General features: G+C 65.9%; 15 protein-coding genes. 9 read left to right on the top strand and 6 right to left on the bottom strand.

Annotated features, from left to right (window positions below):
- Positions 1 to 135 precede the first annotated feature (135 nt).
- Together G3I74_RS05455 and G3I74_RS05460 are read left to right on the top strand one after the other, a co-directional pair.
- Positions 136 to 606, top strand: a complete 471-nt coding sequence (locus G3I74_RS05455; protein WP_164210570.1) for a c-type cytochrome — start codon at positions 136 to 138, stop codon at positions 604 to 606.
- 109 nt (positions 607 to 715) lie between these two features.
- Positions 716 to 1,075, top strand: a complete 360-nt coding sequence (locus G3I74_RS05460; RefSeq protein WP_164210571.1) for a thiol-disulfide oxidoreductase DCC family protein — start codon at positions 716 to 718, stop codon at positions 1,073 to 1,075.
- A gap of 23 nt (positions 1,076 to 1,098) precedes the next feature.
- On the opposite strand, the gene G3I74_RS05465 is transcribed toward G3I74_RS05460, so the two are convergent.
- The gene (locus G3I74_RS05465; protein ID WP_164210572.1) at positions 1,099 to 1,638 is read right to left on the bottom strand and encodes an NUDIX hydrolase; all 540 of its coding nucleotides are present in this window, start codon (positions 1,636 to 1,638) and stop codon (positions 1,099 to 1,101) included.
- Positions 1,639 to 1,685: 47 nt separating this feature from the next.
- Positions 1,686 to 2,369, bottom strand: coding sequence for a cytochrome b/b6 domain-containing protein (locus G3I74_RS05470; protein WP_164210573.1), 684 nt, complete (start codon positions 2,367 to 2,369; stop codon positions 1,686 to 1,688).
- A gap of 160 nt (positions 2,370 to 2,529) precedes the next feature.
- On the opposite strand from G3I74_RS05470, the gene G3I74_RS05475 reads away from it, so the two are divergent.
- The 3 genes from G3I74_RS05475 (at position 2,530) to G3I74_RS05485 (ending at position 8,389) form a co-directional block, all read left to right on the top strand.
- Positions 2,530 to 5,808 carry a S41 family peptidase gene (locus G3I74_RS05475; protein ID WP_164210574.1) on the top strand — a complete coding sequence of 1,093 codons (3,279 nt, stop codon included), beginning with the start codon at positions 2,530 to 2,532 and terminating at the stop codon, positions 5,806 to 5,808.
- A gap of 152 nt (positions 5,809 to 5,960) precedes the next feature.
- Complete coding sequence (locus G3I74_RS05480; RefSeq protein WP_164210575.1) at positions 5,961 to 7,961, top strand: tetratricopeptide repeat protein; 2,001 nt, start codon at positions 5,961 to 5,963, stop codon at positions 7,959 to 7,961.
- Positions 7,958 to 8,389 carry a hypothetical protein gene (locus G3I74_RS05485; protein WP_164210576.1) on the top strand — a complete coding sequence of 144 codons (432 nt, stop codon included), beginning with the start codon at positions 7,958 to 7,960 and terminating at the stop codon, positions 8,387 to 8,389. The genes G3I74_RS05480 and G3I74_RS05485 overlap by 4 nt, the downstream gene beginning before the upstream one ends.
- 40 nt (positions 8,390 to 8,429) lie before the next feature.
- On the opposite strand, the gene mntR is transcribed toward G3I74_RS05485, so the two are convergent.
- Complete coding sequence (mntR, locus tag G3I74_RS05490; RefSeq protein WP_164210577.1) at positions 8,430 to 8,912, bottom strand: manganese-binding transcriptional regulator MntR; 483 nt, start codon at positions 8,910 to 8,912, stop codon at positions 8,430 to 8,432.
- A 151-nt stretch (positions 8,913 to 9,063) separates the two neighbouring features.
- Here mntR and G3I74_RS05495 point away from each other — a divergent pair, with 151 nt between their 5' ends.
- Genes G3I74_RS05495 through G3I74_RS05505 form a run of 3 tightly spaced genes read left to right on the top strand, consistent with a single transcriptional unit; the run spans position 9,064 to position 11,697 of the window.
- Positions 9,064 to 9,960, top strand: a complete 897-nt coding sequence (locus G3I74_RS05495) for a metal ABC transporter solute-binding protein, Zn/Mn family (RefSeq protein WP_203594566.1) — start codon at positions 9,064 to 9,066, stop codon at positions 9,958 to 9,960.
- Entirely contained in the window at positions 9,950 to 10,771 is an 822-nt protein-coding gene (locus tag G3I74_RS05500) for a metal ABC transporter ATP-binding protein (protein ID WP_164210579.1), read from the top strand. Before G3I74_RS05495 ends, G3I74_RS05500 begins: the two co-directional genes overlap by 11 nt.
- On the top strand, positions 10,768 to 11,697 hold the full coding sequence (locus tag G3I74_RS05505; RefSeq protein WP_164210580.1) for a metal ABC transporter permease: 930 nt from the start codon (positions 10,768 to 10,770) through the stop codon (positions 11,695 to 11,697). The genes G3I74_RS05500 and G3I74_RS05505 overlap by 4 nt, the downstream gene beginning before the upstream one ends.
- Before the next feature lie 55 nt (positions 11,698 to 11,752).
- On the opposite strand, the gene G3I74_RS05510 is transcribed toward G3I74_RS05505, so the two are convergent.
- The 3 genes from G3I74_RS05510 to G3I74_RS05520 form a co-directional block, all read right to left on the bottom strand.
- Positions 11,753 to 13,012, bottom strand: coding sequence for a dipeptidase (locus tag G3I74_RS05510; protein ID WP_164210581.1), 1,260 nt, complete (start codon positions 13,010 to 13,012; stop codon positions 11,753 to 11,755).
- Positions 13,013 to 13,101: 89 nt separating this feature from the next.
- A complete protein-coding gene (locus G3I74_RS05515) occupies positions 13,102 to 14,154 on the bottom strand; it encodes a polysaccharide deacetylase family protein (RefSeq protein WP_164210582.1) in 1,053 nt (350 codons plus the stop codon).
- On the bottom strand, positions 14,151 to 14,966 hold the full coding sequence (locus tag G3I74_RS05520) for a glucosaminidase domain-containing protein (RefSeq protein WP_164210583.1): 816 nt from the start codon (positions 14,964 to 14,966) through the stop codon (positions 14,151 to 14,153). The genes G3I74_RS05515 and G3I74_RS05520 overlap by 4 nt, the downstream gene beginning before the upstream one ends.
- Positions 14,967 to 15,119: 153 nt before the next feature.
- Between G3I74_RS05520 and G3I74_RS05525 the strand changes: the two genes are divergently transcribed.
- A complete protein-coding gene (locus G3I74_RS05525; protein ID WP_164210584.1) occupies positions 15,120 to 15,944 on the top strand; it encodes an ABC transporter substrate-binding protein in 825 nt (274 codons plus the stop codon).
- The last annotated feature ends 2 nt before the right edge of the window (positions 15,945 to 15,946 follow it).

Below are 15,946 nucleotides of genomic sequence, written 5' to 3' on the forward strand. Positions count from 1 at the left end.
GCAAGAGCCAAGGCAAAAGGCCCCGTCCCGCGGGGCCTTTTGCTGTCTACGCAACGGTCACGCTCACTTGACGCCGCCATCACCTGCGGTAAAACTGCCGCTCTTTTCACCGACACCTTAAGGAGGAAAACCACCATGAACACCCGCATCGCGCTGACCGCGCTGCTTGTCCTGTCACTCGGCATCACCACGATGGCGCTGGCCCAGCCCAGCGTCGAAGACCAGATCAAGGCCCGCCAGTCGGCCTATACCTTCATGAGCTGGAACATGGGCCAGATCAAGGCCCAGGTCGTCGACAAGGAAGTCGAGTTCAACGCCGACCAGGTGCGCGGCTGGGCCAACGCCATTGCCGCGACCGCCAACTCCGGCATGAGCGCGATGTACAGCCCGGCCTCGGTCGAGGGTACCGGCTGGAAGCCGACCCGCCTGAAGCCCGAGTTCTTCGACGAGCTCGACAAGGTCGGCGAAATCGCCGGTAACTTCGTGCGCGAGGCCAACGCCCTGGCCGAGGTCGCCGAGGGTGGGGATCCGGACGCCATCGCCGAGCAGTTCAAGGCCACCGGTGAATCCTGCGGGGCCTGCCACAAGAGCTACCGCGCCGAATAAGGCGCTGGCGCGGGCGGGGCGCGCGTTGCGTGCCCCGCCTTGTCTTTCCTGTCGCGCTCGGGTCGACGGGATTCACGGGCTGTCGGCCTGGATCCGCTAGGCTCATGAAATGAGTACGGCAAATGCACCGGTGACCGTCTGGTACGACGGCGCCTGCCCTTTGTGCCAGCGCGAGATCGCGCTGATGCGCCGCCTTGATCGGCGTGCAAACATCGATTTTGTCGATGTTGCTTCCGAATCCACCCCCTGTCCGCTGGATCGAGACCAGCTGCTGGCGCGTTTTCACGCCAGCGAGGACGGTCGCGTCGTCGATGGTGCCGAAGCCTTTGCCGCGATGTGGCGCGCCATCCCCGTGCTGCTTCCGCTGGGTCTGCTCGCGCGTTTTCCGCCCATCCTGTGGCTGCTGGAGAGAATGTACCGGGTCTTTTTGCGGCTGCGGCCCGCGTTGCAGCGTGTGTTCGCGCGCTGAAAGAATCCCGACACGCGGCTCGGCTACAGGCCGCCTGCGCCGGCGTCGCTTTGTCCCAGTGGCGCGAAAGTCGGCTGGTCCCTGGTTTGACAAAAGTGGTCCAGCGCCCAGCGCACCGAGGGAAACGCCAGTTCGTCCCAGGGAATCTCGTCCCAGGTAAACAACCCCACCTCGCGCGATTCCGGTCCGGCCGAGATCTCGGGCGTGATCAGGCGGGCGCGGTAGATGAGCTGCACCTGGCTGATGCGCGTGATCGCGTAGGTCGCCAGCAGCTGATCGATTTCGAGCCTTGCACGGGCTTCTTCCCAGGCCTCGCGCAAGGCGCCGGTTTCCGGGCTCTCATTAAGTTCCAGGTAGCCGGCCGGCAGGGTCCAGTAGCCGTCGCGGGGATCGATGGCACGACGGCACAGCAGAATCTTGTCTTTCCAGGTGGCCACCGAACCGACCACGATCTTGGGGTTTTCGTAGTCAACAAAGCCGCAGCGCTCGCAGATCAGGCGTTCGCGGTCATCCTGTTCGGGCGTGCGGCGGTGAAAGAGAATATCGAGTTTGACGTCGTTCATGGCTGAAAGGATAGCGCCGCCGGCGTGACCAGGACGGCGGGCGAGGCTTACCAGCCCAGATCCTGCGGCGGCGGTGGCGGGGGTGAAAGCAGAGCGCCGTTGGCCAACCACACCGCCGCGGCGGCGATCAGCACCGCGATCAAGAACGCCATCCAGCCGCCGCCGCGGGCATCCTGCGGGCTGGTGGTCTCGATCTGCTTGCGGCCCGTGATCATGGGCCGGACCAGGCGCTCGCGCTTGATGAACTCATGAAACGCGATCGCGCCCAGGTGCAGCGCGATCAGGCCGTAGATCACGTACTCCATGCGCATGTGCCAGCCGGTCAGCCAGCTCGAGGTATCGCCGGAGACCGCTCGCCGCAGCGGCCCGGTATAGGCAATGACGTCGTCGGCGAACAGTCCGCTGCCGGCCTGGAAGGCCAGTACCGCGAGGATGGCAAACACCGACAGCGCCCCCAGCGGATTGTGGCCCAGGCCTTGCCACCGGCCGCGCAGGTAATCGGCCAGGCTGGAAGGACCCGGCGCAAATGACGCAAAACGTGCGTGGGTCGAACCGATGAAGCCCCAGAAGACCCTGAAAACCAGCAGGCCCAACACCGCCAGCCCGAAGCGTCCGTGCCATTCCATGGCCTCCAGCTGCACCGAAATCAGCGCGCCGGCCACGGCAACCAGTAACAACCAGTGAAACAGCCGTAGCGGCAGATCCCAGACATGGACGGTAATCGGCTTCAAATTTCCGTGTTCCGGCGTGAAGGCCTGCGAAGAATAAACAGTGCGCGTCAACGATGGCAAGGACTCGGCTATGAAACCCGCGCTGACCGGTACCGATAGCGTCGTGCCGCGCTGAGTTATGATTCCGCCCTGCTTTTTTTATCCTGGAAACCTTATGTCGATGCGCTCGAAACTTCTTGCCGCCCTGCTGCTCTGGTCCCTGGCCGGATTCCTGGCCGCCGAACCCACCCACCTGCTGCGCCAGCCCACGGTCTCGGCCGATCACGTGGCCTTCGTCTATGCGGGGGATTTGTGGGTGTCGGATCGCGACGGCGCTGATCCGCGCCGCCTGACCACCAGCCCGGCCGAGGAGAATAATCCGCACTTCTCGCCCGACGGACGGATGATCGCCTTTGCCGCCGACTACGAGGGCAATACCGACGTTTACGTCATCGGCGTCGACGGCGGTAACCCGACCCGTCTGACCTGGCACCCCGGCAGCGATATCCCGGTGGGCTGGTCGGCCGACGGCGAGTCCGTCGCCTTCGCCTCGCGGCGCGAGACCGACCACGGCCGCTCGGCCCAGCTCTACCACGTCTCGCTCGAAGGCGGCGCGCCGGTCCGGCAGATGGAAGCGCGCTTTTTCCGCGGCCAGTGGGATACATCTGGCGAGCGCCTGGCCTACATCGATCACGGCCCGGCCTACAACGGCCTGTACGGCGGCACCGCCGGCTGGCGCGGATATCGCGGCGGCACCACGCCCTCGATCCGTATTCTCGATCCGTCCAGCGGCGAGGTCGTCGCCATCCCCGGTGAGCGCGTCAACGATCTCAACCCGCTGTGGTTCGGCGATTACGTGCTGTTTCTATCCGATCGCGACGACAAGGTCTTCAATCTTTTCCTGTTCAACCTGGAGACCGGCCAGCTCGTCCGGCTGACCGACCAGGATACCTGGGACATTCGCTGGGCCGCGCTGCGCGGCAACCACGTGGTGTTCGAGGCCGGCGGTCGTCTGCACGAGTTCGATATCGGTACCCAGAGCCAGCGCACGCTGGAGATTGAACTCAATCCCGATCTGCCGCAGCGCCGTCCCGGATGGAAGGACGTGCGCGGCCAGATTCAGAACGTCGGCCTGTCGCCCAACGGCAAGCGCGCGGTGGTCACGGCCCGCGGCGAGGTCTTCACCGTCCCGGTCGAGCATGGCTCGACCCGCAACCTGACCGGGACCGACGGGGTGCGTGAGTACACCGCGCTGTGGTCCCCGGCCGGCGACCAGGTTGCCTGGATCGTCGAGTCGCTGGAAGGCCAGACCCTGGTCGTGGCCGATCAGTCGGGTCTGAACGAAACCCGCGAGTTCGACCTGGGCCCGGACTTCTACAGCCTCGAGGCCTGGGATGCCGAGCAGGGCCGAATCGTGTTCGAGGACAACCGCATGCACCTGCACGTGATCGAATTGGCCTCCGGCGAGGTCACCGAAATCGCCCACAGCGAGCGTCAGGGCGGGTTCGATGTCGCTTTTTCGCCGGACGGGCGCTATCTGGCCTATACCCTGCGCCAGCCCAACTACCTGCGCGATCTGCGCATCCTCGACTTCGAGACCGGCCAGGCCGAGACCGTCAGCGACGGCATGGCTGACGTCGCCTCGCCCGCCTTCAGCCCCGACGGCGCCTACCTGTATTTTGCCGCTTCCACCAACGCCGGACCGACCCGATTCGGTCTGGACATGACCAGCCAGGAGCGCCCGTTCCGGGCCGGGCTGTATGCCCTGGTGCTGCAGGCTGACGGTGAATCCCCGCTGGCTCCGCGCACCGGCGACGAGGAAGTCGCGGTCGAGGGCGACGAGGACAGCAAGAACGACGACAACGGTGAGGACCAGAACGACAAGCCTGCCGCGGTCGCCATCGATTTCGACGGCCTGATCGCGCGCAAGGTGGCGCTGCCGGTGGCCCTGGGCAACTACGGCGACCTCCAGGTCGCCCACGACGGCGGCCTGTTCTACATGCACCGGGTCCAGCCGGGGGCGACCGTCGAGCAGCCCGGCGACAGCGTTGCGCGCAACAACGAGCTCAAGCGTTTCGGCTTCGACAAGCGCGAGGCTGCGACCGTCATGAGCGGCCTCAACGGCTACCAGCTGGCGGCCGCCGGCAAGCACGTGCTGATCCAGCGCGATTCCGGTGCCCTGGCGGTGGCCGAGGTCGGCGAAACCCTCAAGCCGGAAAACCTCGACCTGTCCGATTTGCGCATGTACATCGACCCGGCGCGGGAGTGGGCCCAGATCTTTGATGAAGGCTGGCGCTTCCAGCGCGAATTCTTCTACGCATCCAACCTGCACGGGCTGGACTGGGACGCGGTCTACGCGCAGTACCGGCCACTGCTGGCCCACGTCGGTCGGCGCGAGGACCTCAACGACCTGATGGTCCAGATGATCGCCGAGCTCCACGCCGGCCACAACCGGGTTGGCGGCGGCGATGTTCACCGCGAGTCCGGACCCGGCGTCGGTCTGCTCGGCGCCAACTTCGTCATCGAAAACGATCGCTGGCAGATCAGCCGGGTGTATTCGGGTGAGGCGTGGACGCCGTTCGCTCAAGGACCGCTGGCCCGCCCCGGCTCGGAAGCTGAGGCCGGCGAATACGTTCTGGCCGTCAACGGCCGCGAACTGACCGCCGAGGACAACCTGTTCAGGCACCTCCACAACGCGGTCGATGAACAGATCACCCTGACCATCGGCCCGCAAGCCGACGGGCGCGATGCGCGCGATGTGCTGGTCGAGCCGATCAGCAGCGAGGGCGCGCTGCGGCTGTGGGCGTGGATCGAGGTCAACCGCCAGACGGTGCATGATGCTACCGACGGACGGGTTGGCTACGTCTACCTGCCCAATACCGCCGGCCCCGGCTATACCTTCTTCAACCGCATGTTCTATGCCCAGCTCGACCGGGAAGCCGTGATCATCGACGAGCGCGCCAACGGCGGCGGCCAGGCGGCCAACTACATCGTCGAGGTACTGTCACGACCGCACCTGTCCAACTGGGTCTACCGCGACGGCATTATGGCCACCACGCCCATGGGTGCCCTGCACGGACCCAAGCTCATGATGATTGACCAGGACGCCGGCTCGGGTGGTGACTACCTGCCCTACGCTTTCCGGGAGCTGGGCATCGGGCCGCTGCTGGGCACGCGCACCTGGGGCGGCCTGATCGGCATTTTCAAAAACCCCCCGCTGATCGACGGCGGCGTCATGACCGTCCCGCATTTCCGCTTTGTCGATACCGACGACAACTGGACGATTGAGAACGAAGGGGTTGCGCCCGACATTCGCGTCGAACTTGACCCGGTTGCCACCAACGAGGGCCGCGATTCCCAGCTGGAGCGGGCCATTGACGAGATTCTGCAGATGCTGGAAACCTACAGCGACGACATCCCGCGCGAGCCGCCGCCTTTGCCCACTGAACTGGGGCGCTAAAAGCGGTTTAAAAAGTGCGAGGTTTCACATTCCCGGAGCCGCCGGTATACTCACCGGCTTGAGGGTCGCCGGTTTCTGACCGGACGACCTTGGGACTAATGCGGCCGGGGCGGGGTGGCAGCGGCAGTCAAGGCTCGCTGGAGCGGCCGGCTATGACCGAAATCAGCCAGGGGTTCAACCACTTCCTGCGCGAACTCAAGCGTCGTCACGTTTTCCGCGTGATGGGCGGATACGTGGTCAGCTTCTGGGTGGTGCTGCAGGTCGGGGACGTGATCCTGGCGCCGCTGGGTGCCCCCGACTGGGTGATGCTGGTGCTGATCGGCATCGGCATCGTCGGTGCCCCGGTGGTGTTCGCGCTGGCCTGGGTTTATGACCTCACCACCGAAGGCGTGCGCCGAACCGACGACCTTGCCGAGCTCGATGCCGGCGCCGTGCCGGTACGACTCCTTGGTGGTCGCTGGGTGGATTACGTCATCATCGCTGCGCTGGTGCTGATCCTGGCGTTTGTCCTGGTCCAGCGCGACGGCTACCGCCCGGCCGTGGGCTCGAGCATTGCCGTGCTGCCGTTCAGCGACCTCAGCGCCGAACAGAACAACCAGTATTTCGCCGACGGTATTGCCGAGGCCATCATGGACCGCCTGGCCCAGGTGGCCGGTATCCAGCTGGCCGCGCGCACCTCCAGTTTCGCGCTGCGCGGTGCCGGCCTGGATGCCCGTGACACCGCCAGGCGGCTGGGCGTGGAGTCGCTGCTGGAAGGCAGCGTGCGTCGCTCCGGATCCCGTCTTCGCATCAGCACCCGGCTGATTGACGGCAACTCCGGCACCCAGGTCTGGAGCGAGACCTTCGAGGGCGCACTTACCGACGTATTCGAACTCCAGGACCAGATTTCGCGTGCCATCGCCGGGGTCATGCAGGTCCAGCTCAGGCTTCCGGGCATTGAGGAGATCGCCACCGGCAATGCGCAAGCCTACGATCAGTACCTGCGCGGGCGCGATCAGCTCCGCGGATTCAGCTCGCGGCGCACCCTCGAGCAGGCCGTGCAGTTCTTCCAGAATGCCCTGGAGGCGGACCCCGACTTTGCCCTGGCCGCCGCCGGCCTGTGCCGGGCGCGCTGGGAGCAGTACGAGCTTCTGCGTGACCCGCAGATGGCCGAATTGGCCATGACCCGATGCCAGGAGACCGAGCAGCGTTTCCCCAACCTGGCCGAGACCCAGATCGCGATCGGCTCGCTGTTGCTTGGCACCGGCCAACCCGAGGCGGCCGAGGAGGCTTTTCGCCGCGCCCTGGCACGCGAGGCCAACAACGCCGAGGCGCACGCCGGGCTGGCCCAGGCGCTGCTGCGCCGCGACGACCTGGAGGCGGCCGAGCGGCAAATCCGCCGCGCCATCGAAATGGATCCGGCCTACTGGCTCTACCATTCGCAGCTGGCCACCATCCATTACTTCGCCGGTCGCTTCGACGAAGCCTTCGATGCCGCGCAGCAGGCCATCCGCTTAAGTCCGAGCAACCCCGCGCCGTTCAACCTGCTCGGCGCGATTTATTTTGCCCAGGGGCAATTCCTCAAAGCCGGCGATGCCTTCGAACAATCGATTCAGCAAGAACCCAACGCCATGGCTTATTCCAACGCCGGCACCAACTATTTCTTCGCCAACGAGCTCGCCCGGGCCGAGGCGATGTTCCAGCGCGCCGTCGAACTGGCGCCTGACGACCCGCGCCAAACCGGTTTTCTGGCCTGGTCGATCCGTGCCCAGGCCGGGCGCGAGGCCGATGCCGCGCCCCACCACTGGGCGGTCGTGCGCAACGCCACCGAGCGCCTGGCGATCAACGCGCGCGACAACGAAGCCCGGTCGGTGATGGCGCTGCACCTGGCCGCCCTCGATCAGGACATCGCCGCCCAGGCGGCGCTGGTCGGGCTGGGCGATTACGCCGAGCTGGACGAAAACGTGCTCATGACCACCGGCTTTGCCCATTATCTGCTCGGGCAAAAAGCGCGCGCCGTCCAGGCTTTTGACCTCGCCATCGATAAGGGCCTGCCGTTTTCGTTGCTGGAAGCCGACCCACGGCTGAAGGCCGCGTGGAACGACGTCGATTTCGCCGCCCTGGCCGCGCGGCATCACAACCCCACCCCCGTCACCGAAGGAGAAAGCAGTTGAAAAATATAACAAAGAACGCGGTCCTCGCCGCTGTAGGCCTGTGGGCCTGCCTTGCCGTCGGCCCTGCTACGGCTCAGCCTGCCGACCGCGAACAGTGCCCGCCACGGTGCGGTGTTCGCATCGATGTTCCCGAAAACCAGGGCCAGGAACCGGGTTCCAGGCCTGAAACGCTGGAAGTCGAAGCGGGCGAGATGGTGACCTTTTCCACCAACGTGCGCGCGCGCGTGATCTTCACCGGCAAGACGCCCTTCATCGACGAGCGCGGCAACCGGGTCTTCCAGTTCCAGGTCGGTGATTCCGGCCAGACCCAGCTACGCGTGGCCGACGACAACGAATGCAGCGCCGAGCCAGGCTGCAAGTACATGATTGTCGATGCCACCAACCCTGGCCGTCCGGCGCGCGATCCCTACATCCTCGTGCGGCGGTAGCCGCTTAGGGCGAACAATCGCTGGAGGCAAAGCAGGCGTTTCAGGTGCCGCGGTCGCGCTCGTTCGCGAACCGCTGCATCAATTCCAGGGTCTTTTCGCTGACGTGGTGTTCCACGCCTTCGGCGTCGATGCGCGCGGTGGCATCGTCGACGCCCAGAGCGCGCAGGAACTGCAGCACGATGGCGTGGCGTTCGCGCGACCACGCCGCCATCCGGCGGCCTTCCTCGGTCAAAAAGAGGGATCGGTAGGGTTCGTTGCTGACGTAGCCGAGTTCGTTGAGGCGACGCACCATCCGCGCCACCGTGGCCTGGCTGACGCCCATTCTGGCTGCGACGTCGGTTGCGCGCGCTTCCCCGCTGTGCTCGAGTAGGTCGCCGATCAACTCGACGTAGTCCTCGATCAGCTCGGTTTCATGGGCGCTGCGAACGGCCGCGTACTGGCGCGCGTGCTGTTCTGGTGGTGGCAGCACGTCGGTGGCCTTTTGTTCAGCGTTGCGGGAGCGCAGGGGTTCGGATCGACTCATTGACCCCATCTTAGCCGACGCCATTGCCGGCCACAATCCATCGACAAACTTAGCGAGTGCTAAAAAATTTTGCATAGGGCGACTTTCTTGGTTTAGGCTGCGTTTTCTGACCCGCGGACACAGAATGGAAAGCCGGGACTTGAAACTGATCATGACGCGCCGATTCCTGATCCTGCTGCTGGCCTCGCTGTTGTCACCCCTTGGCTGGGCGCAAGACCGACCGACGGTTGTTGTGACCTTCAGCGTTCTTGAGGATTTTGTCGCGCGGGTAGCCGGCGAACACGCCGAGATCGTGAGTCTGACGCCCCGCGGTGCCGAGGTGCACGAATACGAGCTCCGACCCGGTGATTTCCGGGCCCTGGAGCAGGCCGAACTGGTGTTCTACAACGGCCTTGAACTGGAACAGTGGATGGGCCAGGTGCGGGCGGTCGTTGGCGCGGATGTGGCGGTGGTGAGTGTTGCGGCCGAAAGCGGGGTCGAGACCCTGCCGATCGTGTCCGGCGACTACCGCGGCCAGGCCGATCCGCATGCCTGGATGGACCCGCGCCGGGCCGGCGAATACGTTGTCGCGATAGCAGGGGAACTGTCCCGGGTGATACCGGACCGGGCCTCGACGTTTCGCGCCAATGCCAAGGCTTACCGTGAGGAACTGGACGACCTTTATCGGGAAATGGCCGATGCGCTTGACGTGATCCCGCCCGAGCGGCGGGTGCTGATCAGCAGCGAGGCCGCCTTCGTCTACTTTGCCGAGGCCTTCGATTTTCTCCACGACGGTATCTGGGGCAACAACGCCGAAAGCGAGGGCGCCCCGCGCCAGCTGATGCGCATCATTGATCTCATCGACCAGCGCCGGCCGCCGGCGCTGTTCTGGGAGAGCACCGTCTCCAGCCGCACCGTGGAAAGCGTTTCGGCCGATACCGGTGTGCCCTACGACGGCCCGCTGTACGTCGATTCCCTGGGTGAGGTTGGCACCCCGGCGGGCAGCTATCGCGGCATGATGCGCGAGAATGTCCGGGTTCTTCGCGATGCGTTGCTGGATGACGGCTAAAACGCGCCCGGAAACGCCGCCGGCGATCCAGATCCAGGATCTGTCGGTGACCTACGGCTCGGCGGTCGCCCTGGACCAGGTCGAACTGTCGCTGCCGGCAGCTCGTGTGATCAGCGTGGTCGGGCCCAACGGCGCCGGCAAGTCGACCCTGCTGCGGGCCCTGGTCGGCAGTCTCAAACCCAGCCGCGGCACGGTGCGCATTTTCGGCGAACAGGCCGAACGCCAGCGCCGCCGTGGCCGGATCGCCTACATGCCCCAGCAAGAGCAGGTCGATTGGGACTTCCCGCTGTCGGTGCGCGACGTGGTCATGTCCGGGCGCTATGGCCGCATCCGGATCGAGGACGGCTGGCGCCGTTTTCTCCCCATTCCAATGGTGCCCGACCGCCATCGGCATGCGGTCGACCAGGCGCTGGCGGCCGTCGACCTGGACCAGGCCGAGCAGCGCTCGATCGACACTTTGTCCGGCGGCCAACGCAAGCGCGTGCTGCTGGCCCGGGCCCTGGCCCAGGACGCCCGGCTGCTGCTGCTCGATGAGCCCCTGGTCGGGGTGGATCGGCGCAGCGAGGCGCTGATCATGGAGGTTTTGCATCAGGCCCGCGATCAGGGCCGCACGGTGGTGATGGTGACGCACGATATCGCCGGCGCCCGGCGGGACACGGACTTTGCCGTTCTCATCAACCGGCGGGTCATTGACGCCGGCGATCCGAAGACGGTGCTGACCGACGACCAGCTGGCCTTCACCGCCACGTCCGCCTGGCTGGGCGAGCACGCCTCCAGCGCGGCTCGGCCCGAACCCCTCGAATCGACATGAGGGTCTCATTCCTTGCGCCCGCAGAGGCGATCATTGATTTCCTTATCGCCGGGCTGATGGTGTTGGTCAACCTGCTGCCCGAAGCCCTCGCCGAGCCGTTCCAGTACGCGTTCATGCAGCGGGCCCTGCTGACCTCGATCGTGGTCGGCGCCGTCTGCGGCCTGCTGTCGAGCTACGTGATTCTCAAACGCTGGGCGCTGCTCGGGGATGCCATTTCCCACGCCGTGCTGCCCGGCGTGGCGATCGCCTACCTGCTGGGCTGGCCGTTCTTCATCGGCGCGTTCGCGACCGGGGCGCTGACCTCGCTGGGCATCGGCGTGATCGAGCGCAACAGCCGCATCAAGTCCGATGCAGCCATGGGCCTGATGTTCACCGCCGCGTTCGCCCTCGGGGTGGTCATCATCAGCCAGATCGCCACCTCCACGCACCTGATGCACATCCTGTTCGGCAACGTGCTGGGCGTGCGCTACCCCGCGCTGATGCTGACCCTGGCGGCCGGGGCGGTGACATTGACCGTTGTCCTGCTGTTTTACAAAGAGCTGCTGATCTACGCTTTCGACCCGGTTCAGGCGCGCTCGCTGGGCCTCAATACGCGCGTGATTCACTACGGGCTGATCCTGCTGCTGACGCTGACCATCGTCGCCAGTCTGGAGACCGTGGGCATCATTCTGGTGGTCTCCATGTTGATCACCCCCGGAGCGACCGCCTACCTGCTGGTCAACCGTCTGCCGGTCATGATGATGCTGGCAACCCTGATCGGCGTGGTCTCAGCGGTGCTCGGCCTGTTTCTGGCGTTTCGCTTCAACGTCGCTTCGGGCGGCGCCATCGTGCTGGTCGCCACCGCCTTTTTCCTGCTGGCATTTCTGTTTGCGCCGCAGCGCGGGGTTGTCGCGCGGCGCCTGCGCCAACGCGCTTCTCAAGAGTGATGGATGCGCCGGCCACCAGCCGGAATCGAGGCCCTAATCGATCGCTGTGCCGACCTCATTTCCCCTGCTTGGCTGTCGGAGATGGCGCGCTTCGTTGGGCCTGGGCGGCTTCGGCCGCGCGCAGGACGCGCAGCACGTTGCCGCCCCACAGGGCGCGGATCTGGTCTTCGTCGTAGCCGCGGCGCAGCAGTTCGCGGGTCACGTTGACGGTTTCGGAGGCATCGTCCCAGCCCTTCACACCGCCGCCGCCGTCGAAATCAGCGACGATACCGACGTGGTTGATGCCGATCAGGTCGACCGCGTAGTCGATGTGGTCGACAAACTGGGCCAGGGTGACGTCCGGATGGGCCCGCCTGAGCGCGGCCAGTCCGTCGCGGTAGGCCTGCTGTTCGGCTGCGCTGGCATTGCCCCAGCCGTCGGCCAGGTAGCGCTCGCGCAACGCCGCCTGGCCGCGCTCGATGTCTGGATGCACCGCAGCGACGTAGCTGCGGAAGGCGACCATCTGGGCCACGCCGCCGTTGTCGCGGATGGCCTTGAGCTGCTCGTCGTCGAGATTGCGGGCGTTGGCGAACTGGCCCATGGCGCCGGAATGTGAGGCGATGACCGGAGCGCGCGATCGCGCCACGGCCTCGAGCATCGAGCGTTTGCCGACGTGGGAGACATCAACCAGGATGCCGTGATCGTTGAGCGCCCGAACGAGTTCGCCGCCCAGTTCGCTCAGGCCGGGGTCATGCTCATCATCGCCAAGCTCGGCGCGCGGATTGGAGCTGCCGGCAAACTGGTTGTGGCCCATGTGGGTCAGGCCGACGTAGCGCACCCCGCGCTCGGCCCATAGTGCAACGTCATCGGTGGCAGTGCCCAGCGGATAGGCGTTTTCCATGCCCAGCAGCGCAACCCGCCGCCCGCTGGCGTGGATGGCCTCGACCTCGTCGGCGGTTCGGGCCAGGCCGATCTGGTCCGGATAGCCCCGCACCATCCGCTCGATCGCCCGGTATCCCCGCTCGGCGGCTTCGCGCGCGCTGCGGTAAGCCGCTTCGGTCAGCGGTCCCTGGCCGACGTAGACGACGAAGAAGGCCGCGTCGAGCCCGCCGGCGCGCATCTTGGGCAGATCCACTTGGGCCCGGGTGAAACCGCCGGGATCGAGCCGGTGGGTGGCATAGCCGAGCGCGATGTCGACGTGGGTGTCGATGGTCAGCACCCGCTCGTGCACCGCCCAGGCTTCGGCTTCGGAGACCTCGCGCGGCGTGCGCTGGCCCCAGGCCGGCAGGCTCAGGGCAAGACAGAAGATCGGCAGGAGCAGGCGGTACAGGGTCATGGATGGGCTATTGACGGTGGCGGGTCTGCGAGTATAGGCAGGGCGCTGGCGGCTCGCAATCCGCTACGCTGACTCTGCCGGCGGCTGGTTCAGTCGAGCACCGCCTCTTGTACCCACTGGAACGAGTACCAGAAGAAATCGCCGCTGCCGTCGGCGGCCGGGGCGGTGCAGTTGATCTTGTTGCGGCCGACCGAGCCCTGGCCGTCGACGGCGATGTCCAGACGGTGCGGGGGTCCTTCGGCCAGCCGCGTCTCCAGCCGCGCGCCGGCGCTGGAGAAGCAGGCGATCTGACCTGCGCGGTAGTCACCTTCGGCAAGGATCAGGCGCAGGCTTTGAACCGGATCGCGCACGCCGTCGCCGGGCGGAGAGGCTTCAGCGGAGGTGACCGGCAGGGCGCGCGAATGCACGGCCAGCCTGAAGCGCTCCATGCTGTCGAAGCCGCTGGCCATGGGAAAACGCGGCACGGTCAGCGGGTCGGTGTGGGCGCCCACGGCGCCCGAGCGCTGGACCAGGGCGAATTCGTGATCCTCGCCCACCAGCCTGGCCAGCGCCGACGAATCCTCGCCGTAGGGATAGGCGAAAATCTCAGGCTCGAGGCCGATTTCTTCGCTGATGCGCTGCCGGGCCTGGTCGAGATCGGCGCGCACGCGCTCTCGCCAGGCCCGGGCGCTTTCGCCGGGCTGGCGCGCGATCAGGTGGGCATGGCTGGCGCTGTGGTTGCCGATGTTTGCGCCGTCATTATGTAGCTCGCGCAGTGCCTCCCAGTCCATGTAGGGCGCGTGGCCGGCGTCGATGGCGTCGGTGTTGGCAAACACCGCAAACGGCCAGCCGCGCTCGCGCAGCATCGGCCAGGCGGTGCGATGAACCGATGCGTAGGCATCATCGAAGGTGATGGCGACCACCCGCTCGGGCAGCCTCTCGGCCCCGTCTATGGCCGCCGCCAGCAGGCGCTCGACCGGCCAGACCTCGAAATCGTTTTCGTCCAGATAGTCCAGGTGGGCCGCGAAGCGTGCCGGGGTGACGCTGGTCGACGGCGGGGTCTGATCGCTGACGTGGTGATAGACCAGCACCACGGCCGCCGTGGCCGAACCCGACCACAGCGCGCCGGCCAGCACCAGGGCGATGCAGGCACAACGGATCATGTCCGGTTCTCTCCAGCGAACCGCGTGGCGCCTTCGGCCCCCTTGGCAGCCTCAACAATCAGGTCCCGGTTGGCCAGCAGCATGGCCCTGATGTCTTCGACATAGGCCTCGCGGCGCTCGGAATACAGGATCAGTCCGTCGGCCAGGTTCAGCGCGGTCGGCGTCCTGCCGGCCAGCCGCTCGGCCTGGCGCAGCTCGCGCAGCGGCCGATAGGATTCGTGCGTGTTGAGGTTGTTGACGTAGCGCCGCACGGCCTTGCGCACCGAGTCGAAGGCGGCGACCTCGTGGCGGGCGCCGGCCGCGCGCTGGGCCGGGACGATGCCGCAGCCCGGGCTGTAACACCACTGGCCGAACAGGTTGTTGCCCTCGCGGGCAAAGCGCGACAGGCCCCAGCCCGATTCCTTGGCCGCCTGCACCAGGGCCAGCGGCAGCGGGACGGTGTCGATCCGGCGCAGCAGTGCCGAAAGCGTTTCCTCGCGCGACTCGCCCGGCCATTCCAGCTCGTACTCTCGAGCCAGGTCGCGCATCCAGCGACGGTGCAGCGGCGGCAGGCGCTCACCGGCCTCCAGGCTTTCGGCCAGAGCAAGCAGACGCTCGCGCTGCGCCAGTACGCGCTGGTTTTCCTCGGCCACGATCGGTGCCAGGAACTCGAAGAATGCGGTCTTGCGCTGTTCGACCTGCTCGATCTCGCCGAAATCCGGCAGGTCCAGCCGATCAGGCTGAAGACTCTTGTAGACGGCGAAAATCAGAATGGCGATTGCAAGCAACCCGATCGCCGCCCAGCGGGTTTGACCGTTTGTTCTTTCGTTCATGCCTGCTATCTTCTCATGTTAACCATCAGCTTATCGATGGGTTGTAGACGCTGGCCTTCTCTTGAGCCTCCATGGCCCGATATACTCGTACCTTGGGAACGCCTGCCCCCAGCGTCCAGTCCAAAGTGGTCGGCCAATCAGGATTTCGTCAGCATGTTTTTCCGCAGCTTGTTATTGATTGCCGCTGCCCTCGCCCTGGGTTCGGGTGTGATTGGGCCGGCCCGGGCGAGCGATTTCATCCTTGTTGCCTCGACCACCTCGACCGAAAACTCCGGTCTGTTTGGCCATCTGCTGCCGACCTTCGAAAAGCAGGCCGGGTTCGAAGTGCGCGTGATCGCGGTCGGCACGGGTGCGGCGCTGCAGTATGGGAGACGCTGCGATGCCGACGTCGTCATGGTCCATGCCCCGGAGGCGGAAGAAGAGTTTGTTGCCGCCGGTTACGGGCTCGAGCGCCATTCGCTGATGCACAATGATTTCATCATCGTCGGCCCCGAGAGCGATCCGGCCGGGATTGCCGAACTCGACAGTGCGGCAAAGGCGCTGGCCCGTATTGCCGAGGCTCGAGTGCCGTTCGTGTCGCGCGGCGACGACAGCGGGACGCATAAAAAAGAGTTGCGGCTGTGGGAAGCCTCCGGGATCGAATGGGCCGCGGCTGCCGGCAGCTGGTATCGCGAGGCCGGCGCCGGCATGGGCCAGACCCTGAATATAGTCAGCGCCATGGATGGCTACACCCTGGCCGACCGCGGCACCTGGCTGAGTTTCGGCAACCGCGGTCGAATGACGACCCTGGTCGAGGGCGATCCGGCGCTGTTTAATCCGTATGGGGTGATCCGGGTCAATGAGCGACGCTGCCCGAATGTCAAGAGCGAGATGGCCCAGGCGTTCATCGACTGGCTGCTCTCCGATGAAGGCCAGCAGCGCATTGCCGATTTCCGGATTGCCGGCCAGCCGTTGTTCACGCCCCATCGCCAGCCCTGACA

It is taken from the genome of Wenzhouxiangella limi (assembly GCF_010499265.1).
GTDB lineage: Bacteria > Pseudomonadota > Gammaproteobacteria > Xanthomonadales > Wenzhouxiangellaceae > Wenzhouxiangella > Wenzhouxiangella limi.

Coding starts and splice junctions, on each gene's coding strand:
- G3I74_RS05495 (WP_203594566.1), top strand. CDS start 9,064: ATGACGCGCCGATTCCTGATCCTGCTGCTGGCCTCGCTGTTGTCACCC.
- G3I74_RS05515 (WP_164210582.1), bottom strand. CDS start 14,154: ATGATCCGTTGTGCCTGCATCGCCCTGGTGCTGGCCGGCGCGCTGTGG.
- G3I74_RS05525 (WP_164210584.1), top strand. CDS start 15,120: ATGTTTTTCCGCAGCTTGTTATTGATTGCCGCTGCCCTCGCCCTGGGT.
- G3I74_RS05475 (WP_164210574.1), top strand. CDS start 2,530: ATGCGCTCGAAACTTCTTGCCGCCCTGCTGCTCTGGTCCCTGGCCGGA.
- G3I74_RS05460 (WP_164210571.1), top strand. CDS start 716: ATGAGTACGGCAAATGCACCGGTGACCGTCTGGTACGACGGCGCCTGC.
- G3I74_RS05510 (WP_164210581.1), bottom strand. CDS start 13,012: ATGACCCTGTACCGCCTGCTCCTGCCGATCTTCTGTCTTGCCCTGAGC.
- G3I74_RS05500 (WP_164210579.1), top strand. CDS start 9,950: ATGACGGCTAAAACGCGCCCGGAAACGCCGCCGGCGATCCAGATCCAG.
- G3I74_RS05505 (WP_164210580.1), top strand. CDS start 10,768: ATGAGGGTCTCATTCCTTGCGCCCGCAGAGGCGATCATTGATTTCCTT.
- G3I74_RS05455 (WP_164210570.1), top strand. CDS start 136: ATGAACACCCGCATCGCGCTGACCGCGCTGCTTGTCCTGTCACTCGGC.
- mntR (WP_164210577.1), bottom strand. CDS start 8,912: ATGAGTCGATCCGAACCCCTGCGCTCCCGCAACGCTGAACAAAAGGCC.
- G3I74_RS05480 (WP_164210575.1), top strand. CDS start 5,961: ATGACCGAAATCAGCCAGGGGTTCAACCACTTCCTGCGCGAACTCAAG.
- G3I74_RS05520 (WP_164210583.1), bottom strand. CDS start 14,966: ATGAACGAAAGAACAAACGGTCAAACCCGCTGGGCGGCGATCGGGTTG.
- G3I74_RS05465 (WP_164210572.1), bottom strand. CDS start 1,638: ATGAACGACGTCAAACTCGATATTCTCTTTCACCGCCGCACGCCCGAA.